Raw genomic sequence first — 24,297 nt, forward strand, 5'->3', positions numbered from 1 at the left:
AACGTCCTCCTAAATGCTATTAGGGTCTAGCTCATCATAAGATGGCAATTAACCCTTGAATCAACCCAATCATACCACCTAACAGCGCTCCAAGCCATGTTATTGCCCGGAACTCTCGTTTCGAGATCGATAACACGATTTCTTCGAGGTACGAGGTGTCGAGCGACTGGACTTGTTGCTGTACGATTTGATCGATTTTTAAGCGGTCCATGATCGTCTCCATTTGATTCGTGAAGCGCTCAATGACAAGGGTGACCCCTTGAGGCACGAGTTCATCGACGACACGAGATTCGATGGACTCGGTATACGACGAGACCGGTCGATCCAACAATTGTCCGATTGGCAAACGCGTGACGACTTGTTCGGTGATGCCATCGATGAGTCGAGCTTCTAAACGTTCATCCATCAACGTATCGACCGTCTTTTCACTGAATCGTTCGAACTCACGTGTAATCATCGTCGTCATGCCGTCACGAGTCGACTGACCTCGTAAAATATTGACGATTTCTGGACGAACCATCTCAACAAAATTCATATTTTGAATAAATCCTGCGATAAACCCAAGTCGACGTTGAACGAACGAATCGACCATATGACGAAGTTGCGCCTCACCTTCAGGAGAATAAAAATACTCTTCCGATTTGACAAGAAGTGCGTCAACAATTTCAGGAATGACTGCTCGTACGCGGTCCATTCCTTCTTCTCCAAGCAATTCAAACAACTTCCGTTCTTTCACGTCGGCCATGACGCTCGTTAGCTCATCACGTAACTTTTCATCCGCCGACATAAGGATGCGTGCCTCTGCATTCGGATAGAGAGGTTCTACGAGTTCTCGAACGGTTTTATCCGAGCGTAGCATCGCCTGAACTTCTTGTTGCGCAAAGTGAGTAATATGCGTCGTCACTTGGTCATCCAATAATCGTTTTCGCATGCCTTCCGGCGTCAATAAGTGTTTGACGACCGTTTTTCCTAAGCTTGATGCCAATTCATCCCGACGTTTCGGAATGAGACCTGGTGTAAAAGGAATCCGGAATGAACCGATATATTTCGGTTCATGTGGCCGGAACAACATCTTGATGGCGAGAAAGTTGGTCACGCCACCAATCGTCGCCCCAATCACAATCATGAGTAAAATCTTTAATAACCCGTCCAAACTGCAAGCCTCCGATCTGAAATATGATACATTGTTGATGAGGTGATAGTATTGAATACGTTTGATCGTATTAAATCGATTTTTCCGACTGCTGTCCATCGGTCGGAAGATGCATCTGGGGACCTTGACTGGTTCGAGACGCAAGATGGTACCATATTTGGGCTCCCGACGTTCGAATTGACCGAACGTGAACAGCAATTGCTCCGCATGTGGGCGACCCCGTTCCTTCAGTCCGACCCACATCAGCGAAAATGGCAAGAACGCCTTCAAGATGAGACGTACCGTCTTGAACAATCATTCCGGCTCATCTCTCTTTCCCTCCAAGAAGCAGAAGAGGAAGCGTTCGAATCATTCATCAGCATCATCCACGACTTCATGCCACATGCTGAAATCGTGTTGATCACAACCAAACATATCGAACTCATCGAACGAGACACGTTTGTCGACCTTCAGGAGTTCGAGGACGTCTTGCGTGCCATCGCGAGCGATTGCTTCATCGAAGCACACGCTGTCTATAGCGAACGTTCTCAAGGTCCTCTCGCCCGTGTATATCGTCAACATCAACTGCTCATGCCATACGCTCGTCTATCTACTAAAACTTACCCTGCTAGTCAATTATTATACCATTATTTACTACAAGAGCAGGACTTAAAAGAGCGGAACCATATCACGGCCTCACTCATGGAGATGCTTGATCTATCGACGATTGAACTGCTTGAGGCGTTGTTCAGTCATTCATTGAACGTCTCCCATACGGCCAAAGCGCTCTTCATGCATCGAAACACGCTGAATTATCGACTTGATCGTCTGTTCGAGACGACGGGTTATGATGCACGGAAGTTCTATGACGCGAGTCTCCTTCAATTAATGGTCACGTTGCACAAATCCGATTGACGGTTTTTGTGCAACTTGTCTATATTCAATGCAAGCGGTTTCATCATATAATCGTTCTTGTAAGCGCTATTATACACACACAGATTCTTTAGGAGGCTAACGACATGGCAGAAATTCGTTTAGAACACATTGATAAAATTTACGATGGTGGCGTCAAAGCCGTCAGCGATTTTAACTTACACATCAAAGACCGTGAGTTCATCGTCTTCGTCGGACCATCTGGTTGCGGTAAATCGACGACACTTCGTATGATCGCAGGTCTTGAAGAGATTTCAAACGGTGACTTTATCATTGACGGGAAACGAATGAACGATGTCGCTCCTAAAGATCGTGATATCGCCATGGTCTTCCAAAACTACGCGCTCTATCCGCACATGAGTGTCTATGACAACATGGCGTTCGGCTTGAAGCTCCGTAAGTTCCCGAAAGACGAGATTGATCGTCGCGTAAAAGACGCTGCTCGTATTCTCGGGTTGGAAGAGTACCTCGAGCGTAAACCAAAAGCGCTCTCAGGTGGACAACGTCAACGTGTCGCTATCGGCCGTGCCATCGTTCGTGATGCAAAAGTCTTCTTGATGGATGAGCCGCTCTCGAACTTGGATGCAAAACTTCGTGTACAAATGCGTAAAGAGATTATCCAGCTCCACAACCGTTTGGACACAACGACAATCTACGTTACCCACGACCAAACAGAAGCGATGACACTCGCAACGCGCATCGTCATCTTGAAAGATGGTCTTATCCAACAAGTCGGTTCGCCGAAAGAAGTATACGACAACCCAGACAACATCTTCGTCGCTGGTTTCATCGGCTCACCTTCGATGAACTTCTTCCGCGGTACGCTCGCTGAAGGTAAATTCATCACGAACGGTGAAGAAGTCAACGTTCCAGAAGGAAAAATGAAAACACTCCGTGACCGTGGCTATGTCGGAAAAGAACTCGTCCTCGGGATTCGTCCAGAATCAATCCATGATGAGCCAATCTACATCGACTCACCAACGACACACACGTTCAAAGCGCACATCGACGTCGCTGAGCTCATGGGTTCTGAGTCTTACCTCTACGCTGAACTTGGTGGACAACAGTTCACAGCACGTGTTGACGGCCGCTCGAACATCCACATGGGTGACGATGTCGAACTCGCACTCGATATGACAAAAGCGCACTTCTTCGACGGAGAAACAGAAGCAGTGATCCGTTAAGGCATACAAAAAACCTCGATTCAGATGAATCGAGGTTTTTTCTTATCGAATCGCATAGCGCTGTTCGAGCTTGTGTTGACCGGCTTGAATCAAGGTCGATAAGATCCAGTAAATCGAAGCCGAGAACAAGAGCAACGGCATGACCAAATACGTCGTTGCCGCAATTTGGTCAGACACATACGTTAACTCCTGGACCGCGATGACCGAACCGAGTGACGTCGACTTGATGATGTCGATGACCGAGTTCGAGACAGGCGGGATGGCGCGAGAGAGCGCCTGTGGGAAAATGATGTCTTTGAAACGCTTCATTTTCGGGATTCCTAGCGCGACACTCGCCTCTACCTGTCCTTTGTCGACAGAGTTGATGGCTGCCCGGAACGCTTCCGAGATATAGGCCGCAAAGTGGAATCCAAGTCCGAAGATGAGCGCCTGCATCCCACTGAGTTGCACGAACCCAGTGAGACCGACATACAAAATCAATAATTGAAGTAAGAGCGGTGTTCCACGGAAGAACGAAATGTACGTCCGCGTGAACAACCGTACAATTTTAATCGGGCTACTATGAAGTAAAGCGATGATCAGACCGAGCGCCAAGGCGAGAAGAATCGACAGGACACTGGCGATCAACGTGAGCTGGACGGCTTCAAGATAGACCGAGCGGTTATCTATAACGGTCGTGATCAGTTCATTCATTGACTGATGTCCTCACCGAAGTACTTCTCACCGATTTCCTGCATCGTACCGTCTTCTTTCATTTCCGCAAGTGCATCGTTCAACTTCTCAAGAACGTCGCTATCTTGACGTGTCATGAATCCAGCTTCACTCGTGTTGAAGATGTCACCGACTGCTTTGACGTCATAGCCTGTTTTTTCAAGCTCTGTCAAGATGAAGAGACGGTCGTTCAATGCTGCATCAAGACGACCGACTTCGAGGTCTTGAAGCACTTGGTTCGCCCCTTTGTAGTATTTCACTTCAGCGCCAGCTTCTTCAGCCATTTGTGCATAGACTGAACCTTGTGTCGATCCGACTAATTTGCCGTCGAGGTCTTCTACGCCTTGGATGTCGTTGTTATCCGAACCAACGATGACTTGAGCTCCTGATACCGCATACGGGTCAGAGAACGCATACTTCTCTTCACGCTCAGGTGTGATGCTCATTTGGTTGGCAATCATGTCAATTCGTTCTGCATCAAGTGCTGGAACGAGTCCTTTGAAGTCCATTGCCTCATACTCTACTTTATAACCGGCACGTTCTGCCGCTTCGTTCAAGACGTCGATATCATATCCCATCAATTCACCTTTATCTTTGTATGTGAACGGTGGGTATGTCGCCTCTGTCCCGACAGTGATGACTGCTTCGTCCGCTCCACTGTCTGTCTCGTTACCGCAAGCTGCGAGAAGCCCGACTGAAGCTCCGATTGCGAGTACGCTTGTTAATGTCTTTTTCATGATGATTCCGCCTTTCCTATAATCCTTATATGATTACACGGTTTTAAACAATAACCTCATCATACTGGCGTGATGTCTTCATGTCAAACAAAAAACATCACCCTATCGCTAGAGTGATGTCTCTCATCAATCGATGGCTTTCGCCTGTTTCATGACGTCCGCTTCAATTGCTTCACGTTTCGATGTCGTCTTCTCGGCACGATTCGCATGCACACTAAAGTAAAACTTGATTTTCGGCTCAGTGCCAGATGGGCGAAGGCAGAACCAAGACCCGTCGGCAAAGACGAATTTCAAGACGTTCGATGACGGCAACTCGATTGCTTCAGACGTGTTCGTCCGTAAGTCGGTCGCCACTTGTTTCTTATAGTCTTCGAAACGAACGACTTCGTATCCCCCGACTTCTTTCGGCGGATTGGCACGGAACGCTTCCATCATACGACCGATTTGTTCGAGACCGGCTTTCCCTTTCAATGTCATCGACTGTAATGACTCTTCGTAGAAACCGTACTTCTCATAAATCGACTGCAACGCATCATAGAGCGTTCGACCGTGCTGTTTATGGTATGCCGCCATTTCCGCTGCGAGTAGACAAGCCTGAACCGCATCTTTGTCACGGCAGAAGTCACCGATCAAATAGCCATAGCTTTCTTCATAGCCAAAGAGGAATTCATATTCGCCTGATTCCTCGTATTGTTTGATTTTCTCCCCGATGAACTTGAATCCCGTCAACGTGTTCTCAAGATGCACGCCGTATGCTTTCGCAATCGCAGCCCCGAGTTCTGACGTGACAATCGTCTTGGCGACAAAACCGTTCGATGGGAGTGTTCCCGTCTCACTCTTTTGTGACAAGATGTATTCCATCAAGAGCGCACCTGTTTGGTTACCAGTCAAGACGAACCATTCTCCGTCACGTCCGCGCACCGTCAAACCGACACGATCCGCATCCGGGTCCGTCGCCATGAGCAAATCGGCCCCGACGCGATCCCCGTATTCCATCGCCAGTTTAAACGCTGCTTTTTCTTCTGGGTTCGGATAACTGACGGTTGGGAAAGCACCATCTGGTTCTGCTTGCTCTTCTACAATCGTCACATGGTCAAACCCATACGCTTTCAACCCTTCCATGACCGGACGGCGTCCCGTCCCATGGAGTGGCGAATAAACGATTTGAAGGGGGCTGTCCTGTACGTCACGATGAATCCGAATCGACTGGAGTGCTTCCATATACGCTTCATCGACGGATGGGTCGACTGTGACGAGTAGTCCTGTTTGACGAAGCGCCGCCTCATCTTCGATATCGATCTTCAACTCATCTTCAATCGCATTGACGTAACTGACGAGTTCATCCGCTTCTGCTGGCGGAAGCTGTCCACCGTCTGCCCCATACACTTTGAACCCGTTATATTCAGGTGGGTTGTGACTCGCCGTGATAACGATACCACCGAACGCATTCAAATGACGTACGGCAAACGAGAGTTCCGGTGTGGCGCGCAAACTTGGGAACAAGTACGTCTTGATCCCGTTTGACGCAAGCGTTCGTGCCGCCTCTAATGCAAACTCTGGTGAAAAATGGCGCGAATCATGGGCGATCACGACGCCGTGACGTTTCGCTTCTTCTCCTGAAGCTGCGATAAAGTCAGCAAAGCCTTGTGACGCTTTTCGAATCGTGTATACGTTCATTCGGTTCGCACCCGGTCCGATTTCTCCGCGCATTCCGCCTGTCCCGAACTCAAGCGTCTTATAAAATGCGTCTTCTAACGTTGTCTCATCTTTTGCGAGTTCCTCAAGTTCCGCTCGTAAATGCGGCTCAAGTCCTTCAAATTGATTCCAACGGTCATACGTTTGTTGCCATGTCATGATTCATTCCCCTTTCACCCTCAAAAAATTCAATCGAAGTACTCGCCAATTGCTTCCATCTTGTATACGATGAGAGTAACGAAACCTCGAGGTGATATTAATGTTTCCAACAATGCGTGCCCAAGAATTAAAACAAATCGTGCATACGAACTCGATTCGTTTCATCGATTGCCGATATTCGCTAAACGACGCGTCCTATGGTAAATATGTCTACCGAAAGGGACACCTTCCGAACGCCGTCTTTCTCGATTTGATGGAAGACTTGTCCGGTCCGCTCGGCGAACATGGCGGACGTCACCCGCTCCCCTCGAAAGAAGCGTGGACGGCAACGCTCCGTCGCATCGGCTTGAAAAAAGAAGATTTGGTCGTCATTTATGATGACGGCTTCCCATTCGCAGCTCGTGCGTGGTGGCTCTTCAAGTGGGCCGGTCACGAACGTGTCGTCGTCCTAGAAGGCGGTATTCAATCTGGCATCACTTATTGCGGTGAGACCACAACTGAGGTACCGAACTATCCAGCGAGTGACTATACTCCAGATTTTAAAGACGACATGATTGCGACACTCGAAGAAGTGAAAGCCGCCACGAGCGGTACACTCTATGATTCGCGAACAGAAGATCGATTTAACGGGACACATGAGCCGATTGACAAAAAAGCAGGTCATATCCCGAACGCATTGCTCTGTTCTTATGCCGAGGCCATCACAGAGCTAGGCACATTAGAAGACTTTCACGATTTAAAAGAACTCTACAAGGATGTTCTTTCCGTCGACAATCCAATCTTTTATTGCGGTAGCGGCGTGACCGCCTGCGTCAATATTCTGGCGCTGCACGCTCTTGGGAAAGACGATGTTCGACTTTATCCCGGATCCTATTCTGACTGGATCAGCTATCCAGAAAACGAGGTCCACCCGTAACGGGTGGATCGTTTTTATTTTACACCGAAGTTAATGCTATTCCAAAATAATCTTTATTTAACGCTCGTCGGCTTAATGTTCCAAACTGCGTTTGCATATTCCGTAATGGTACGGTCGCTCGAGAAGATTCCTGACTTTGCCGTGTTGACGATTGAGCTCTCTGCCCAACGCGGACGGTCGCTGAAAACTTCGTCGACGCGTCGCTGTGCTCGCATATAGGAGATGAAGTCTTTCAATACGAGGAAATCATCGTTATAGACGAGGAGTGAGTCGAAGATCGACTGGAATTGATATTCACCGACCTTATCGAATGTACCGTTGACGAGACCATCGACCACATCTTTAATTTCTTGGTGGGCATGATAAATTTCCGCCGCATGGTATCCCCCGAACTTTTTATAGTTCATGACTTCTTGTGGGGATAATCCAAAAATAAAGATATGGTCGTCTCCGACCGCGTCACGAATCTCGATATTGGCACCGTCTAACGTACCGATTGTTAACGCACCGTTCATCATGAACTTCATGTTACCGGTACCCGACGCCTCGTAGCTCGCTGTCGAGATTTGTTCGCTCAAGTCAGAGCCTGGGAAAATACGTTCTGCCATCGAGACACGATAGTTCTCAAGGAAGATGACTTTAATGAATTGGCTCGCCCGCTTATCTTTATTGATCAACGTGGCAAGGGCATTGATGTAGCGAATGATTTCTTTCGCGTAATAGTACCCCGGTGCCGCCTTGGCGCCAAAAATAAATGTACGAGGAACCATCGTAAACGTCGGATCCGCTTGAATCTTCAAGTAAAGCGCATGGATATGAAGGGCATTCAGGAGCTGACGCTTATAGGCGTGGAGACGCTTGACTTGAACGTCAAAAATAGAATGCGGGTCAATCGTTTCTCCCGTCTCCTCCTGAATATAAGCAGCCAAATCAAATTTATTTTGTTGTTTCACATCCATCACGGTTTCTTGGAAGCTCTTATCTTTCGAGACACCCATCAACTTTTCTAAGTCGTTCGGATGCTCGATCCATGACGGTCCAATCGCTTCCGTGATTGCGTCAGACAGTCGCGGATTCGATTTCAAAAGCCAACGTCGATGCGTGATCCCGTTCGTCTTGTTGTTAAAGCGCAGTGGGAACATCTCGTATAAGTAACGCATCTCGCGCTGTTTTAAAATATCGGTATGGATTTGGGCAACCCCGTTCGTGGAATGTGAGCCCACGACAGCCAAGTTGGCCATGTTGATATGCTCATTCGACACGATTGCGATTTCACCCATATGTGATTCAAGATGAGGATAGTTGACCAATACGTCCCGACAGAAACGTCGATTGATTTCCTCGATAATTTGATACACGCGAGGTAATAGCCGTTGATACATCTCGACCGGCCATTTCTCTAGCGCTTCGGCGAGTAACGTATGGTTCGTGAACGACATGACGCTCTTCGTGATGCGCCACGCCTCGTCCCAACCGTACCCATGCTCATCCATCAAGATTCGCATCAATTCAGGAATCGCAACAACCGGGTGTGTATCATTAATATGAATCGCATAGTGATCGCCTAATTGTTTGAGCGACTTATTGCGCTTCATATAGGAAGCAAGCATCGATTGAATCCCCGCCGACACAAAGAAGTACTGTTGTTTCAAACGTAGTACTTTTCCTTCATACGTCGTATCATCTGGATACAAAAATTCCGAAATGGTCGCAATCGACTGTTTGTGTCGCAACAAGTCTTTGTATGTCCCTTTCGTTTTTTCTAAGTACGCCTCATCGTCAAGCGGCGACTCCGCGTTCCAAAGACGTAACGTATTCACGACGTCATTTTGATAACCGATAATTGGCATATCATAAGGTACGGCTCTTACGACTTCATCCGGGTGATGGACGACGCGCAACCGGTCTCCGATTTGCTTCATCTCAATCCATCCGCCGAAGTTGACATCGACCCCTTTATCCTGACGTCTCGTCTCCCACATATTGCCGTCACGGAGCCAGTTGTCCGGTAACTCGACTTGATATCCGTCGACAATCTTTTGTTTAAAGAGACCATATCGGTAACGGATCCCGTTTCCGTGTCCAGGTAAACTGAGCGCGGCCAATGAATCGAGGAAGCAGGCTGCTAAGCGGCCAAGCCCCCCGTTCCCAAGTCCCGGTTCTGGTTCTAACTCCGTGATGTCCGTGAAGTCGTATCCAAGATCCTCAAGTCCTTCTTTGACGAGCTCTAATACGTCGAGACTCAATAAATTATTGTATAGGAAACGACCCAATAGAAATTCAAGCGAGAAGTAGATGACCTGTTTACTATGTTTTTCTTCTTGACGGTCTCGCGTGTGAATCCATTTTGGCATGGCCTGTTCGCGTACCATCGTTGCCAAGGTTTGATACACTTCCTGCTCTGTCCCATCTTCGATTGACTTCCCATTTAATGCGATGAATCGTTCTTTAAATGCGTCGACAAAGCTCTGTTTATCTGTGAACATAAATCAAGTTAGCTCCTTCCACTCATGCGAATAAATGATATAACTCACGATATTGCTTGGCGGATTGTTTCCAGCTAAAGTCCGCGGTCATCGCCTGATGGACGAGGGCATGCCAATTTTCTTTCTCATAGAAGACACGAATCGCTTTTTCGATTGTTGCCAACATCTCATGGGCATTGTAGTTCATGAACCCGAATCCGGTCCCTTCCTGTGTGAATTCGTTATACGGCTTCACTGTATCACGAAGCCCACCTGTCTCACGTACAATCGGCAATGTGCCGTAGCGCATGGAAATCAATTGACTAAGTCCACAAGGTTCAAAACGTGACGGCATTAAAAAAGCATCCGATCCAGCGTAAATCAAGTGAGCGAGTTCGATGTCAAAACCGATATAAGAGCCCACTTTCCCTGGATGTGCTACTGTCATTTCGTGAACGATTCCTTCATATTCTGGTTGTCCTGAACCAAGGAATGCAAACTGGCATGGCAATTGACCGAGTTCTTCAAACACGCCATTGATTAAATCGAGCCCTTTTTGGTCGACAAGGCGGCTGACGAACCCGATGAGCATGACGTCATCTCGCACTTCTAGACCGAGTCGTTCTTGTAACGCCCGTTTATTCGCAAGCTTCCCTTCTTTGTACGTATCGAGGTCATACGTTTGTTCAATACGTGCATCTGTACTTGGATCATTCGTTGCCAAATCAATCCCGTTTAAAATCCCTCGAACGTCAACCGCGCGATGACGTAATGCCCCATCCAATCCTTCCCCGTAGTATGGTTCCATGATTTCGTCACGATACGACGGGCTGACGGTCGTAATTTGATCGGAATGAACGATTCCGGCTTTCATATAGTTGACGAGGCCGTTATGTTGAATCCCTTCGGCTGTAAAATGTTCAGGACCGAACTGTAACAGTTCACCGAGAATCTCTTCAGGGAAAATCCCTTGGTATTGCAAGTTATGGATAGTATAAACCGTACGAATGCGTTGATACGCTTCAATATGTTGATAGTGAATTCGTAAAAAGGCTGGTAAAATGCCAGTTTGCCAGTCATGACAATGAAGAACATCAGGCACTTCTTCCATCTTCCCAATCATTTCGAGGACCGCTCGTGAGAAGAAGGCAAATCGTTCCGCATCATCAAAGTGTCCGTATAAGACACCGTCACGTTTAAAGTAGTATTCGTTATCGATGAAGTAATACGTGATCCCATCTCGCTCTAATTTCAAGACAGCGCCGAATTGCTTCCGCCAACCGACCGGAACGATGAGGTCGAATAAATACTCCATCTCGTCCACATATTCAGCAGCAATTGAGCCATATTTCGGCATGACAACACTCACTTCTTCTCCTAAATCCGCCACCGCTTGAGGGAGCGAACCGACAACGTCGGCCAGCCCCCCCGTTTTCATAAACGGTGCCGCTTCTGAAGCAACATACCAAATTTTCATAAAATCCTCCTCACACCACTGTTCGCTTCGCGATGACAATCGGTTCGTCGATTGTGCCTCGGATGACCTGGCCTCGTTTTACGACGACTTCCTTATCAAGGATCGCGTTTTCAACGACAGCGCCTTCTTCAATGATTGATTTCGATGAGATGATTGAGTTTTTCACGCGCGCGTGCTTGCTGACTTCAACACCACGGAAGAGAATACTGTTTTGAACTTCTCCATGGATTTTACATCCGTTCGCTACGAGCGCTTCGTTCACTTTCGACCCTTTCAAATAACGAGTCGGTGGCTCATGCTTAATCTTCGTATAGATGTGTGGGAAGTCATAAATAATCCCTTCTCCACGAAGCAATCGCATGCTTTCGTTATAGTAAGAGAGCACGGAATGGATGACTTGCATTTTCCCGACATAATGATAGCCATGCACATGCAAACGATGGAGCTGCGGACGAATGACACCGTCTAACAAATCATATTCTCCTTTAGACGTCGCTTCGTCGACGAGGCGCATGAATAGATTTTTCGACATGATGATGGTTTCGGTATAAGCATATTCATCATCTGGTGAAAAGCCACGTTCTGACACGCCAACGACACGATCGTTTTCGCCGAGACGAATTGGACGACAGTAACCACACTTCTGCTCATGTGTCGTATAGGCGAGCGTGATGTCCGCCCCCATCGACTTGTGATGTTCGAGCATGTCGTTATAGTCGATCGTCGTCAATACATTCGATCCCGTAATGACGACGTACGGTTGTTTGCTGCGAATGAAGTGTTCACGGTGCATCGAGAAGTTCGCCAAATCACCGAGGTACGCTTCCCCGTCCGGTTTTAAGGCAGGTGGGAAAATGTGTAGTCCCCCTTGTGAACGGTCCAAATCCCATTCTTTCCCCGAGCCGAGATGGTCCATCAACGAGCGGTATTTGTCTAACGTGAAAATTCCGACTTGACTGATGTTTTGCGTAATCATATTCGTCAACGTGAAATCAATCAAACGATAACGTCCCGAAAATGGAACCGCTGCTAAGTTGCGATGACCTGTGAATTCCGGAAACAGACCTTGCTCCGTACCTAAGTTAATGACCCCTAATAAATCGTTCGTCAACAGTAACGCCTCCTTGCGTCGATCTTTAGTCGTTTCAAACTCGTTGTTTGAAGACGGTTCCGCTTTCAATGTTTTCGTGTGGTTCAATAACAACGATTTCACCACCCGGTTCACCGACTGTCGCGCCGTCTTCAATGACTGCACAGCTTGCGACAATGGCTCTGTGAATTGTTACATCCTTCCCGATTCTAGCCCCCGGCATGATGACCGAGTCTTTCACGAGCGATCCTTCGCCGACACGAACGTCATAGAATAGAACCGAATGTTGTACTTCTCCTTCGATATGACACCCTTCATTGATCACAGACTGTTCGACGCAAGCATCTTTTCCAATATATTGCGGTGTCTGATTCGGGTTAACCGAATAGATTTTCCAGTTCGGATCATATAAATCGAATGGTGGTTCTTCCTCAAGAAGGTCCATATTTGCTTCCCAAAGCGATTGAATCGTTCCAACGTCTTTCCAGTAGCCTTTAAATTTATAGGCGAAAACATCAAGCCCTTGGAGAAGCGTGTTTGGAATAATGTTCTTTCCGAAGTCAAAGCTTGATGTTTCATCTTCCGCATCTTTAATCAAATGTTCGCGCAAGACGCTCCAGTTGAAGATATAAATCCCCATCGATGCCAAATTACTCTTCGGATCTTCAGGTTTCTCTTCGAACTCATTGATGCGTAGGTCATCCGCCGTGTTCAAGATCCCGAAACGTGAAGCTTCGTCCCACGGCACTTCCATGACGGAGATCGTCACATCGGCTTGTTTTTCTTTGTGGGCTTCGAGCATCTTCTCGTAGTCCATCTTGTAGATGTGGTCTCCTGATAGGATCAAAACGTAATCCGGATCGTAATCGTCGATGTAGCTCAAGTTACGATAGATCGCGTTCGCTGTCCCTTCGTACCAATTTTTCCCCGACTGTGCTTGGTAAGGTGGGAGAATGGCTAAGCCCCCGTTACGACGATCTAAATCCCATGCCGTCCCAATTCCTAAGTAACGATTCAATTCAAGCGGCTCGTATTGCGTCAACACCCCGACTGTTGTAATTCCCGAGTTCGTGCAGTTTGACAATGGGAAATCGATGATTCGGTACTTTCCGCCAAAATGAACGGCAGGCTTCGCCGTTTTTCGCGTGAGAGGGCCCAATCGTTTTCCTTCTCCTCCCGCAAGGAGCATCGCAACCATTTCTTGCTTCATAAATAATAAGCCTCCTCAAAATCGTAATATACAATCCCTTTTACCCTTTTTCGCCCTTTCCTAAAGTATTCCTTCTCAAATTATTATATGATAACGTTTACATTTTTATTTTTTTGTAAATGTGACGATATAATGAGTAGAAAGAGGTGAAACGATGAGAGCTTGGATTGGAATCTTGTTTTTTGCAGGACTATTGGCGACTTCTTTGACGCTTGCGAATGCTTTGAAAGAAGAAATCGAAAAGACAAATGAAATTTTATCTTGGGGACAAGAACTGGTGTCAGAACAACCACTCTCGTCGAAGCATGCAATCACGCTCGCGTACAATGGTGGCGAACAGCAGATTTACTTGGCAGGTCGCCGAAATGACGTCTCTCCAAAGGCATTACCTGAACACATTCAAGAAGCCATCATGGTCATTGAAGACCGAAAATTCAATGCCCATCCCGGCTATGATTTGAGCGGGATTGCCCGGGCATTTATTAATAACGCGAACGAGACATCTGTGCAAGGTGGAAGCACGATCACCCAACAGCTCGCGCGAAATGTTTACTTAACTCACGAACGGACATATGAACGAAAAGTGAAAGAATTATTGATTGCACGAGCATTAGAAAAAAGTTATAGCAAAAAAGAAATTTTGACCGCCTATAGCAACGTTATTTTCTTTGGACATAATGTTTATGGTATTCAATCCGCGGCCGATACATACTTCTCGAGACCGCTCGCCGACCTCAACTGGAACCAACTCGCCTATTTGTTGACAGTGCCGAACAATCCGTCATTGTATGACCCGCTCAATCCGTCAGATGCTTATTTCGAGCGAAAAGACCGGATTTTGACACAACTATTCGAGGCTGGCGCCATCTCAAAAAGCGCCTATGATCAATATCATGGTGTGAAACTGCAAGCCACTTATCGAAGTCAAACGATTCAATATCCGGACTATATGGATACGGTCGTTCGTGAAGCGATTCAGTTAGTACGCTCTCGATACGATTTGGATGATGCCGAAGCACGAGACTATTTATCGACGCATGAAGCGACGATCGAGACGTACCTGTCGACGGCCAAACAGACGAAAGCGAAGCAAGTGATGAGTCAGTTGCCATCCGGGTTAAACGGAGGATATACGGAACTGACACCACAAGGACGAATCGTAGCGATGGTTGATTCGGAAATGACACAAGTCGGTGAATTCAACCGCGCAACGCAAGCCTATCGTCAACCGGGGTCCGCAATCAAACCGATTCTCGTGTTCGCCCCATTCATTGAAGAGACGGGGGCGACGCTTGAGACGGTTCTCGATGGACGACCAGCTTGCTATGGTTCTTATTGTCCAGGTAACAGTCATAATCGCGTGTTAGGAGATGTGTTATTGAAAGATGCGGTCGCCTATTCCTACAACACGCCGGCCTTGGCTGCTTTCTCCACAATCGATCAGCCACGAGCCTATGAGACGGCTGATATGATGTTCAGTCAATGGGATGAACAGGACGAGAACTTGGCGAGCGCGCTCGGTGGTCTCACACAAGGCGTCTCTCCGAAAGAACTTGCGGCCGCCTACACACCATTCTTAAACAAAGGCGTCTATACGTCGGGTCATACGATTAAACAAATCACATTCAAAACGGATGAGCCCGCATTGACGCCTATCTTGACCGAGGAGGCAGTCTGGTCTCCCGATACGATAACTACGATGAAAAAGGCTTTAGCGACCGTCACGACATACGGGACGGGACGTTACGCGAGTAAGCTGAAACGCGATTATGAGTACCTCGGAGGAAAGACAGGGACAACAAACGATAATAAAGATATGTGGTACGTCGGACTTACAGATCAAACGATCACCGCCATTTGGCTCGGGGCCGACACGCCGCGCCCGTTCCCCGAACTCGCCAACCGTGCTTACCCGGCAATCATCTGGACAGAGGCGCATTAATCAAAAAGAGTCAGCCGATTTTCATCAGCTGACTCTTTTTTGATGACTTACACGCTGCGTTCGATTCGCATATGATAATTTCCCCAGTGTTTCAATAATTCATCGTGATTTATGAGTTTCCATGGGTTAAAACGAACTTGACCGTGCTTGTTGAAATATAGGTTTTCTCGAACACAGTAGCTGGCGTGAATAAGTTGCTCTTGTTCGTTCCAAAAAGTAAGGACGTCACCTGCTTCCGGAACAGCATCCGTTACCGTTTCAAAACCGCTCTGCTGAATCGTCTGAAGAAATGTCTCCGGATGAATCCACTGGTGAATCATCCACTCATGTTGTGTAGCTGCGAATAACGTCGCTGCCAGACAGTTACTCCCTTCATATATCGGAAATGTGTTCGCATATGTAACGAGATGTGCTGGTGTCCGTTCATCACATCGTTCCCCTTCCCACGTATCCCATTCTTTCGCATAGCGATAGATAAGCGAATGACGGGTTTCTGTCGAAAGCTTGTTCCAGTTCGACTCGTCTAAGACGATGAAAGATTCCCCACCCTTCTCCACGATCGCGTCATCGGATACCTCATTCCGCTGCTCAACCGTAAGAGGTAACACAAGCCCACGATTCGTCTTCACCTGATATTCAAGAAAACGCGACTTGACGTCATGTCGTAAACCATCAATCGCGTTTGACGGGGCATGGACAACATGTGTGACGCCTTCCCCCATCATCCATGTCAGATAGGCATTCGAAAGATACGGATTTTTATATGCGGGGTGACGGGAAAACTCTCCTCTCGGTAAAATGAGGACACTACTCGGCAATTCTTCAAAGAAAGTAGAATCGATCCAGTACAACGTTTCTTTTGGAACAAACGTCTGACACCACGCCTCTATTTCATCAAACGTCGGCTCAAATTTCTCTCTCATAAGATGATATCCCCTACAGAGTTAAACAGCCGCAGAATCGACCATCCTAATCCACTGATCAATGTCGCCCACATGACACCTTGCATGAGCAACAAGCCGATGGCACGTGGAACGGACATCGATTGACTCACTTGCCAGACGTAGTAAAAGAGATACATCAATAACGTACAGACGAGGACGGCCATGACGGCAAGTAATGTATTGAGAAACAGAAAACTGATCCCAGAACCAATGAGGAAAATAATCGCCCCAGGTTTAAGCCGATGGAGTGACGTCCCGTTTGTTTCTCGCGCAAAAAAAGCGAAGCCGAGTTGATTGAACGTATCGGCGACCAGTTTGAGTGCACTAAACAACATAAAGAAGATGGTGAAGAACACGACAAGTACGAATACTTTCGTTTCTTGCACGGATAACAGTTCGATGATTTCACTATATACGCCAATTTGATTCAGCCACTGGATCACATACTCGGACGTCGCAATCGCAAGTGACATGGAAAACAAAATAATTCCGATGAGTGGGGCATAGCTCAGTAAGTACACATTCGTTTTCATGTTCCTTCTCCAATTTCACAGTAATTTCTTATATTCAGTGCAATTCTACTACCAAGTATATTATACTATTTATAGTTATGGAGATTAAAAGGGGGATTTTTGGATGGGCCTATTATTGATGGTTGGAATCAGCGTCGTCTTCCTCGCAGCGATTTTGACAGCTGGATATAACCGTAAACCTGAGGGTAACGAATAAGAGCCGGGATTCTTACGAATCCGGCTCTTTTTTTATTTCAACCCTGCATATCCCTGTTGGCGTAGGGCCTCATATACAATGATGGCAGCTGTATTCGACACGTTCAATGAACGGACGAGGTTCGATTGTGGAAGACGGATACAACGGTCTAAGTTGTTCTCGATGACTTCCATCGGTAATCCTTTCGTTTCACGACCGAATACAAAGAAGTAGTCGCCTTCTACGTCCGAAACGTCTAAATCACTCGGATATTGTTCCCCGTACTTCGTGATATAAAAGAATTGGCCGTCCGGGTGCTTCTCCCACAATTCTTCTAACGAATCATGATAACGTACATCGACAAACTGCCAATAATCTAACCCTGCACGTTTCAACATTTTATCGTCTGTCGAGAAACCGAGCGGACGAATCAAATGGAGAACCGAGTTTGTCGCCGCACACGTACGTGAGACGTTCCCTGTATTTGCTGGTATTTCTGGTTGAAACATTACGACATGAATCGCCATAGTTCATTTCCCTCACTTTTTCATCTCAAATTCAAGTAGGCGTTGCTTTTCAGACACCCCTCCTGCAAAGCCGACAAGCTTCCCACTGCTTCCAATCACCCGATGACACGGAAATAAAATCGGTAACGGGTTTCGGTTGAGTGCTTGGCCGACGGCACGAACTGCTTTCGGCCGACCGATTTGTTCTGCAATTTGTTTATATGTCCGTGTCTCACCATATGGAATCGTCAACAACGCATCCCATACTTCCTGTTGAAATGGTGTTCCCTTCATTTCGATGTAGGCACGATCTGATTCATGGAATCCATGCTGCTCGACGCGCATCATGAGATGTTGTAACCAGTTAGGGGCTTCTTCTGACGGTTCATGTGTGGTGAACTCAAGAGCTGTCAGTTTGCCCGCTGCGTTTAATTCATAAGCTAACGGTCCCCATTTAGACGACACGATCTTCATGTGCCCACTCCTCTCGATAGATACGAATCTCTTCATGTACCATGTCAGACACTTCTTTACGTTCAATCTCTTCAAAAATCGATTCGGCATCGGGACCAAGAATCGCACCAATCGCCCATACCGCAGTCGCTCGCATGTCTTCACGTTCATCGTTTTGGATGAATTCACGTAAAATCGGGATCGCAGATGGTTCCCGATAATGTGCGAGCGCCAAGATCGCATTTCGCTGAATCGGTTTCTTTCCACGCCATGCGCCAGATAAATGTCCGAATTTTTGTTTGAACTCTCGGTTACTCAATGTCAAGAGCGGCTCTAAGAGCGGTTTGACAATTTCTGCTTCCGGCAACAATTCTTCGTGGTGACGCCAATCCTTTTTACGGTTGTACGGGCAAACTTGCTGGCACGTATCACATCCGTATAAGCGACCTCCGAGCTTCGAACGAAACTCTCGTGGCATCAACGTTTTCATTTGTGTCAAATAGGCAATGCAACGTTTCGCATCTAGTACGCCCGGTTCAACGAGTGCTGTCGTCGGGCAGGCCGTCATACATTTATTACAGTCGCCACATCCATCTTCAATCGCTTCATCCGGAGGCAAGTAAACATCTAAAATCATTTCCCCCAAATATAAGTACGATCCCTTCTCAGGTGAGATGATGGAGCAGTTTTTTCCGCTGAAACCGATTCCGGCACGTTCGGCGACGGCTCGGTCTACGAGCTCACCCGTGTCGACCATCGAGCGCGTACGCACTCCAGGAACCAACTCTTCAATGTACGTTTGAAGCTTCTCTAATCGATTGCCGACGGCACGATGATAATCCAGCCCCCATGAGGCTCGGGCAAATAGCCCTCGTCTCTCTCCAGCAACACTTCGAGGTGCATCCTTCAACTTACTTGGATAGGCAATCGCAATCGCAATGATTGACTGGGCTTCTTCAAGTAAAAGTTCCGGGTTTGTACGCTTGTCTAGGTCGGGTTCTTCAAACCCAGAGGCAAACCCTTTCTTTTGCTGTCGAATGAGTCGCTGTTTCATGACGATGAACGGATCAGCCGTCGTCACTTTCAACTCATCGATTCCGATGGTTTCGGCATACTCGAGGATTTGTTGTTTTAATGTGTACGGGTCCATTCCGTTCACCTCCTCTATATATTTTCGCATACAAAAAATCTCTCCGCCACTCGGCAGAGAGATATGAAGCGGGTGAAGAGAATCGAACTCTCGTCATCAGCTTGGAAGGCTGAGGTTTTACCATTAAACTACACCCGCATGAAATATTGTTGTCGTTCAAGCGACTACAGTTAATATACACCTATACCATTAAACTGTCAACAAATATTCGTAAGTTTTTCTAAAATCGCTGAAAAAAATATTTCAATATACCTTAATCACTAATATTATGCCTGTACAAATAACGATTCAAGTGGTCTGATCACACGAAATGCTCGTCCATGCCCTTCTGTCTCAACATACGTTAACGTCCTCAATCGTCCTGATTGATACATATTGATCTAAAGGAAGGAATCTTAGGTATGGTTATTTTGCCCTCACTCCTTCTCATAATGGAGATTCATTCAAGTAAGTTTCAGGATGCTCTTTCTAAGATAAAATATTCTGTCGCCGCAGCCACTCTTGTTCGTGAGAAAACAAGAAATCCCACTTTTTCTTAATCATCCAGTCAATTATTCGAATCACATCTACGTGATCAGGATAGCGAGAAAGAAAAGTCATCGCCACAATCAACGCGTCGTCCTCAACGATTCGCTTTCGACTGATCAGTTGCCGGACACGTTGGATGATGACCGGGATAGCACTTTCATTCCCATGAACGCTAATCGCATACATTGCTTCATACTTCACTTCAATCGAACGACGACTCATACATTCAATAAATAGAGGTAATAGCGACTCATCGCCGAGTTGTGTAAGTGTTCGAATCGCAGATGATGCTACGCCTCCGTTCTGATGTTCTGCTAGCTTGATAAGAGACGGAATCGTTTCCTTATTTCCTACGTACGACAGTTCCCCAACAAGATATTGAAGAGCCATTGCATCATGAGCTTGAACCGCTAATTGGGTACGTAAGAAACATTCGGCTTCAATTGGATCACAAAGATGAAACACCTGAATAGCATCATATTTAACCTGCCAAGCGGAGTGTGTCGCATACGGAACCAATTGTTTTACAGATACAATCCCTTGATACCCATCGTCTAGTGTTGCGAGATGCCCTAATAAACTCGACAATACATATTTGTTCGATTCAAGACCTAACCGATCAACGAGAAACAAAAAGACATCACGATCACCTAGGTGTCGCCCAATATGGTAGAGGATAAAATATAGCGAGTCACGTTGTTCATGCGATTCTAATCGCTCGACCAAATCGATTGCGAGAGGAATGATAGTCCGGTCTTGTAGCGTCTCGGCATAACGAAATGCATGCCACGAGATGGAGTCATCACTCGTATTTGTATCACCTTGGTGATTCATTCGTTCGATTAAATCGAGTAATTGTTGCTCCGTCATATCAAGATCACCTCAATACATTTTTATATACAAAAAAGACCCTAACCTCAGTTAGAGTCATACGGATACCGGTGGTCGGAGTCGAACCGACACTCCAGAGGAACACGATTTTGAGTCGTGCGCGTCTACCAATTCCGCCACACCGGCATATTATGTTGGAGGCGCCAGTCGGAATCGAACCGACGATAGAGGAGTTGCAGTCCTCTGCCTTACCACTTGGCTATGGCGCCAAAAAGTCATTGGAGCGGAAGACGGGATTCGAACCCGCGACCCCGACCTTGGCAAGGTCGTATTCTACCACTGAACTACTTCCGCAAAATGGCTGGGCTGGAAGGGATCGAACCTTCGCATGTCGGAATCAAAATCCGATGCCTTACCACTTGGCTACAGCCCAATAATAATGGGGCGACTGAAGGGAATTGAACCCTCGAATGCCGGAATCACAATCCGGTGCGTTAACCACTTCGCCACAATCGCCATGATTAAATTAAAACAGGGGCAGCAGGAATCGAACCCGCGCTGACGGTTTTGGAGACCGTAGTTCTACCGCTAAACTATGCCCCTAAGTGGTGGGGGGGGGCGGATTCGAACCGCCGAACCCGAGGGAGCGGATTTACAGTCCGCCGCGTTTAGCCACTTCGCTACCCCCCCACATATGGTGGCTTTGGACGGAATCGAACCGCCGACACAAGGATTTTCAGTCCTTTGCTCTACCAACTGAGCTACAAAGCCATATGTAGTCTTGATTTTTTAAGAATAAAAATGGCGGTCTCGACGGGATTCGAACCCGCGATCTCCTGCGTGACAGGCAGGCATGTTAACCCCTACACCACGAGACCGGACATTAATTGCGGGGGCCGGATTTGAACCGACGACCTTCGGGTTATGAGCCCGACGAGCTACCAGACTGCTCCACCCCGCGACGATATAAAATTAAATGGTGACCCGTACGGGATTCGAACCCGTGTTACCGCCGTGAAAGGGCGGTGTCTTAACCGCTTGACCAACGGGCCATGTTTGAATTTTGAAAAACTGGCGGAGAGCAAGGGATTCGAACCCTTGAGACGGTTTTGCCGCCTACACGAATTCCAATCGTGCTCCTTCGGCCACTCGGACAGCTCTCCAAAAGAGAAAGTGGCTCCGCAAGTAGGATTTGAACCTACGACCTACCGGTTAACAGCCGGTTGCTCTACCACTGAGCTATTGCGGAACGATCTTGCCTGGCAACGTCCTATCCTCACAGGGGGAGATCCCCCAACTACTTTCGGCGCTGAGACGCTTAACTTCCGTGTTCGGCATGGGAACGGGTGTGGCCGTCTCGCTATCGCCACCAGACAAGTATTATATTAACATTATTTATCGATAATGTCAACATATTTTAGAGAGATTGTTCTCTCAAAACTGAGGATTCATCAACACAAACCATAGACTAGATCAAAGCCTCGACCGATTAGTATCATTCAGCTCCACGTGTCACCACGCTTCCACCCATGACCTATCTACCTCATCGTCTCTGAGGGGTCTTTCTTGATTGCTCAAAGGGAAATCTCATCTCGGAGGGGGCTTCATGCTTAGATGCTTTCAGCACTTATCCCGTCCGCACGTAGCTACCCAGCGATGCTCCTGGCGGAACAACTGGTACACCAGCGGTGCGTCCATCCCGGTCCTCTCGTACTAAGGACAGCTCTCCTCAAATTTCCTGCGCCCACGACGGATAGGGACCGAACTGTCTCACGACGTTCTGAACCCAGCTCGCGTACCGCTTTAATGGGCGAACAGCCCAACCCTTGGGACCTACTCCAGCCCCAGGATGCGATGAGCCGACATCGAGGTGCCAAACCTCCCCGTCGATGTGGACTCTTGGGGAGAATCAGCCTGTTATCCCCAGGGTAGCTTTTATCCGTTGAGCGATGGCCCTTCCATGCGGAACCACCGGATCGACTAAGCCCGACTTTCGTCCCTGCTCGACTTGTAGGTCTCGCAGTCAAGCTCCCTTCTGCCTTTGCACTCTTCGAATGATTTCCAACCATTCTGAGGGAACCTTTGGGCGCCTCCGTTACTGTTTAGGAGGCGACCGCCCCAGTCAAACTACCCGCCTGACACGGTCCTCCAGCCGGATTGACGGCTGCGAGTTAGAGACTCTATACGCAAAGGGTGGTATCCCAAGGGTGTCTCCACCGAAGCTGGCGCTCCGGCTTCACAAACTCCCACCTATCCTGTACATCGCGTACAAAGCCTCAATATCAGGCTGTAGTAAAGCTCCATGGGGTCTTTCCGTCCTGTCGCGGGTAACCTGCATCTTCACAGGTACTATGATTTCACCGGGTCTCTCGTTGAGACAGTGCCCAAATCGTTACGCCTTTCGTGCGGGTCGGAACTTACCCGACAAGGAATTTCGCTACCTTAGGACCGTTATAGTTACGGCCGCCGTTTACTGGGGCTTCGGTTCAGTGCTTCTCTTGCGATGACACATCCCCTTAACCTTCCAGCACCGGGCAGGCGTCAGCCCCTATACTTCATCTTGCGATTTAGCAGAGACCTGTGTTTTTGCTAAACAGTCGTTTGGGCCTATTCACTGCGGCTTATGTTGCCATAAGCGTCCCTTCTCCCGAAGTTACGGGACCATTTTGCCGAGTTCCTTAACGAGAGTTATCCCGCGCGTCTTAGAATTCTCATCTCGCCTACCTGTGTCGGTTTGCGGTACTGGCGCCGACCTCCTCACTAGAGGCTTTTCTTGGCAGCGTGAAATCCGGTGCTTCGCCCTACGGGCTCCACGTCACAGCTCAACCTTGGTGCCGGGCGGATTTGCCAACCCGACGGCCTCGCTGCTTGTCCGTGCACTTCCAGTCGCACGGTCACCTTATCCTTCTGCGTCCCCCCATCGTTCAAACGGTGGTACGGCGGTACAGGAATATCGACCTGTTGTCCATCGCCTACGCCTTTCGGCCTCGGCTTAGGTCCAGACTAACCCTGAGCGGACGAGCCTTCCTCAGGAAACCTTAGGCTTTCGACGGAGGGGATTCTCACCCCTCTTTTCGCTACTCACACCGGCATTCTCACTTCCAAGCGCTCCACGGCTCCTCACGATACCGCTTCACTGCTGCTTGGAACGCTCTCCTACCATCCCTTACGGGATCCATAGCTTCGGTGGTATGTTTAGCCCCGTTACATTTTCGGCGCGGCGCCACTCGACTAGTGAGCTATTACGCACTCTTTGAATGGTGGCTGCTTCTAAGCCAACATCCTAGTTGTCTGTGCAGCGCCACATCCTTTTCCACTTAACATACACTTGGGGACCTTAGCTGATGGTCTGGGCTGTTTCCCTCTCGACTACGGATCTTATCACTCGCAGTCTGACTCCCGAGTACAAGTTGCTGGCATTCGGAGTTTGACTGAATTCGGTAACCCTGTGGGGGCCCCTAGTCCAATCAGTGCTCTACCTCCAGAACTCTTCACCTCGAGGCTAGCCCTAAAGCTATTTCGGAGA

Annotated in this window: 18 protein-coding genes, 14 tRNA genes and 2 rRNA genes (1 of these 34 only partly in view); 4 read left to right on the top strand and 30 right to left on the bottom strand. The window is 47.8% G+C overall.

All coding sequences use genetic code 11. The features are described from left to right. Positions 1–34: 34 nt before the first annotated feature. Complete coding sequence (locus AC5LIL_RS11110) at positions 35–1,126, bottom strand: DUF445 domain-containing protein (RefSeq protein WP_499825364.1); 1,092 nt, start codon at positions 1,124–1,126, stop codon at positions 35–37. 69 nt (positions 1,127–1,195) lie between these two features. Here AC5LIL_RS11110 and AC5LIL_RS11115 point away from each other — a divergent pair, with 69 nt between their 5' ends. Together AC5LIL_RS11115 and AC5LIL_RS11120 are read left to right on the top strand one after the other, a co-directional pair. Then, positions 1,196–2,047 (top strand): PucR family transcriptional regulator, encoded by an 852-nt coding sequence (locus AC5LIL_RS11115; RefSeq protein WP_337874637.1) that lies wholly within the window; start codon positions 1,196–1,198, stop codon positions 2,045–2,047. Between the two features lie 104 nt (positions 2,048–2,151). Next, positions 2,152–3,249 carry an ABC transporter ATP-binding protein gene (locus AC5LIL_RS11120; RefSeq protein WP_214785409.1) on the top strand — a complete coding sequence of 366 codons (1,098 nt, stop codon included), beginning with the start codon at positions 2,152–2,154 and terminating at the stop codon, positions 3,247–3,249. A gap of 42 nt (positions 3,250–3,291) precedes the next feature. On the opposite strand, the gene AC5LIL_RS11125 is transcribed toward AC5LIL_RS11120, so the two are convergent. From AC5LIL_RS11125 to AC5LIL_RS11135, 3 genes are all read right to left on the bottom strand, one after another. Beyond that, entirely contained in the window at positions 3,292–3,942 is a 651-nt protein-coding gene (locus AC5LIL_RS11125; RefSeq protein WP_015880920.1) for an amino acid ABC transporter permease, read from the bottom strand. After that, positions 3,939–4,697, bottom strand: coding sequence for a transporter substrate-binding domain-containing protein (locus tag AC5LIL_RS11130; protein WP_074032611.1), 759 nt, complete (start codon positions 4,695–4,697; stop codon positions 3,939–3,941). The genes AC5LIL_RS11125 and AC5LIL_RS11130 overlap by 4 nt, the downstream gene beginning before the upstream one ends. Positions 4,698–4,823: 126 nt before the next feature. Beyond that, a complete protein-coding gene (locus tag AC5LIL_RS11135; protein WP_499824153.1) occupies positions 4,824–6,551 on the bottom strand; it encodes a phospho-sugar mutase in 1,728 nt (575 codons plus the stop codon). A 100-nt stretch (positions 6,552–6,651) separates the two neighbouring features. On the opposite strand from AC5LIL_RS11135, the gene AC5LIL_RS11140 reads away from it, so the two are divergent. Continuing rightward, positions 6,652–7,467: a sulfurtransferase gene (locus tag AC5LIL_RS11140; RefSeq protein WP_214785412.1), complete on the top strand. Its 816-nt coding sequence runs from the start codon at positions 6,652–6,654 to the stop codon at positions 7,465–7,467. 53 nt (positions 7,468–7,520) lie between these two features. Here the strand turns inward: AC5LIL_RS11140 and AC5LIL_RS11145 are convergent, their stop codons facing one another. From AC5LIL_RS11145 to AC5LIL_RS11160, 4 genes are read right to left on the bottom strand one after another with little or no spacing between them, the layout of a single operon-like run. Next, positions 7,521–9,953, bottom strand: a complete 2,433-nt coding sequence (locus AC5LIL_RS11145; RefSeq protein ID WP_499824154.1) for a glycogen/starch/alpha-glucan phosphorylase — start codon at positions 9,951–9,953, stop codon at positions 7,521–7,523. Between the two features lie 22 nt (positions 9,954–9,975). After that, a complete protein-coding gene (gene glgA, locus AC5LIL_RS11150) occupies positions 9,976–11,409 on the bottom strand; it encodes a glycogen synthase GlgA (RefSeq protein ID WP_499824155.1) in 1,434 nt (477 codons plus the stop codon). Positions 11,410–11,419: 10 nt separating this feature from the next. After that, positions 11,420–12,613: a glucose-1-phosphate adenylyltransferase subunit GlgD gene (gene glgD / locus AC5LIL_RS11155; protein ID WP_499824156.1), complete on the bottom strand. Its 1,194-nt coding sequence runs from the start codon at positions 12,611–12,613 to the stop codon at positions 11,420–11,422. Then, positions 12,555–13,709 (bottom strand): glucose-1-phosphate adenylyltransferase, encoded by a 1,155-nt coding sequence (locus tag AC5LIL_RS11160; RefSeq protein ID WP_224860166.1) that lies wholly within the window; start codon positions 13,707–13,709, stop codon positions 12,555–12,557. Before AC5LIL_RS11160 ends, glgD begins: the two co-directional genes overlap by 59 nt. A 154-nt stretch (positions 13,710–13,863) precedes the next feature. On the opposite strand from AC5LIL_RS11160, the gene AC5LIL_RS11165 reads away from it, so the two are divergent. After that, on the top strand, positions 13,864–15,651 hold the full coding sequence (locus AC5LIL_RS11165; protein ID WP_499824157.1) for a transglycosylase domain-containing protein: 1,788 nt from the start codon (positions 13,864–13,866) through the stop codon (positions 15,649–15,651). A gap of 47 nt (positions 15,652–15,698) precedes the next feature. On the opposite strand, the gene AC5LIL_RS11170 is transcribed toward AC5LIL_RS11165, so the two are convergent. The 22 genes from AC5LIL_RS11170 to AC5LIL_RS11275 form a co-directional block, all read right to left on the bottom strand. Continuing rightward, a complete protein-coding gene (locus AC5LIL_RS11170; RefSeq protein ID WP_214785417.1) occupies positions 15,699–16,574 on the bottom strand; it encodes a hypothetical protein in 876 nt (291 codons plus the stop codon). Beyond that, positions 16,571–17,128 (bottom strand): DUF5366 family protein, encoded by a 558-nt coding sequence (locus AC5LIL_RS11175; RefSeq protein ID WP_074032604.1) that lies wholly within the window; start codon positions 17,126–17,128, stop codon positions 16,571–16,573. Before AC5LIL_RS11175 ends, AC5LIL_RS11170 begins: the two co-directional genes overlap by 4 nt. A 228-nt stretch (positions 17,129–17,356) precedes the next feature. After that, entirely contained in the window at positions 17,357–17,830 is a 474-nt protein-coding gene (gene trmL, locus AC5LIL_RS11180) for a tRNA (uridine(34)/cytosine(34)/5-carboxymethylaminomethyluridine(34)-2'-O)-methyltransferase TrmL (RefSeq protein WP_026826698.1), read from the bottom strand. Positions 17,831–17,842: 12 nt separating this feature from the next. After that, a complete protein-coding gene (locus tag AC5LIL_RS11185) occupies positions 17,843–18,283 on the bottom strand; it encodes a methylated-DNA--[protein]-cysteine S-methyltransferase (RefSeq protein ID WP_499824158.1) in 441 nt (146 codons plus the stop codon). Next, positions 18,264–19,412, bottom strand: a complete 1,149-nt coding sequence (gene queG, locus AC5LIL_RS11190; RefSeq protein WP_214785419.1) for a tRNA epoxyqueuosine(34) reductase QueG — start codon at positions 19,410–19,412, stop codon at positions 18,264–18,266. Before queG ends, AC5LIL_RS11185 begins: the two co-directional genes overlap by 20 nt. Before the next feature lie 67 nt (positions 19,413–19,479). Further along, positions 19,480–19,550: transfer RNA gene (locus AC5LIL_RS11195), tRNA-Gly, on the bottom strand. Positions 19,551–19,880: 330 nt separating this feature from the next. After that, entirely contained in the window at positions 19,881–20,810 is a 930-nt protein-coding gene (locus AC5LIL_RS11200; RefSeq protein WP_499824159.1) for a HEAT repeat domain-containing protein, read from the bottom strand. A gap of 66 nt (positions 20,811–20,876) precedes the next feature. Then, positions 20,877–20,957, bottom strand: a tRNA-Leu gene (locus AC5LIL_RS11205). Positions 20,958–20,966: 9 nt separating this feature from the next. Continuing rightward, positions 20,967–21,040, bottom strand: a tRNA-Cys gene (locus AC5LIL_RS11210). 10 nt (positions 21,041–21,050) lie between these two features. Beyond that, positions 21,051–21,125, bottom strand: a tRNA-Gly gene (locus AC5LIL_RS11215). Between the two features lie 4 nt (positions 21,126–21,129). After that, positions 21,130–21,204: transfer RNA gene (locus AC5LIL_RS11220), tRNA-Gln, on the bottom strand. Between the two features lie 7 nt (positions 21,205–21,211). Beyond that, a tRNA-His gene (locus AC5LIL_RS11225) sits at positions 21,212–21,287 on the bottom strand. 16 nt (positions 21,288–21,303) lie between these two features. Further along, positions 21,304–21,374, bottom strand: a tRNA-Trp gene (locus AC5LIL_RS11230). A gap of 3 nt (positions 21,375–21,377) precedes the next feature. Continuing rightward, positions 21,378–21,461: transfer RNA gene (locus AC5LIL_RS11235), tRNA-Tyr, on the bottom strand. A 5-nt stretch (positions 21,462–21,466) separates the two neighbouring features. After that, positions 21,467–21,542: transfer RNA gene (locus AC5LIL_RS11240), tRNA-Phe, on the bottom strand. Between the two features lie 31 nt (positions 21,543–21,573). Next, positions 21,574–21,649: transfer RNA gene (locus AC5LIL_RS11245), tRNA-Asp, on the bottom strand. Positions 21,650–21,658: 9 nt separating this feature from the next. Then, positions 21,659–21,732, bottom strand: a tRNA-Met gene (locus tag AC5LIL_RS11250). 16 nt (positions 21,733–21,748) lie between these two features. After that, positions 21,749–21,823: transfer RNA gene (locus AC5LIL_RS11255), tRNA-Glu, on the bottom strand. A 20-nt stretch (positions 21,824–21,843) separates the two neighbouring features. Beyond that, positions 21,844–21,934: transfer RNA gene (locus tag AC5LIL_RS11260), tRNA-Ser, on the bottom strand. Positions 21,935–21,945: 11 nt separating this feature from the next. Further along, a tRNA-Asn gene (locus tag AC5LIL_RS11265) sits at positions 21,946–22,020 on the bottom strand. An 8-nt stretch (positions 22,021–22,028) separates the two neighbouring features. Then, positions 22,029–22,145 (bottom strand): 5S ribosomal RNA (gene rrf / locus AC5LIL_RS11270). A gap of 95 nt (positions 22,146–22,240) precedes the next feature. Next, positions 22,241–24,297 (bottom strand): 23S ribosomal RNA (locus AC5LIL_RS11275) (it continues 858 nt past the right edge of the window).

The sequence above is a fragment of the Exiguobacterium sp. RM11 genome (genome assembly GCF_059821525.1).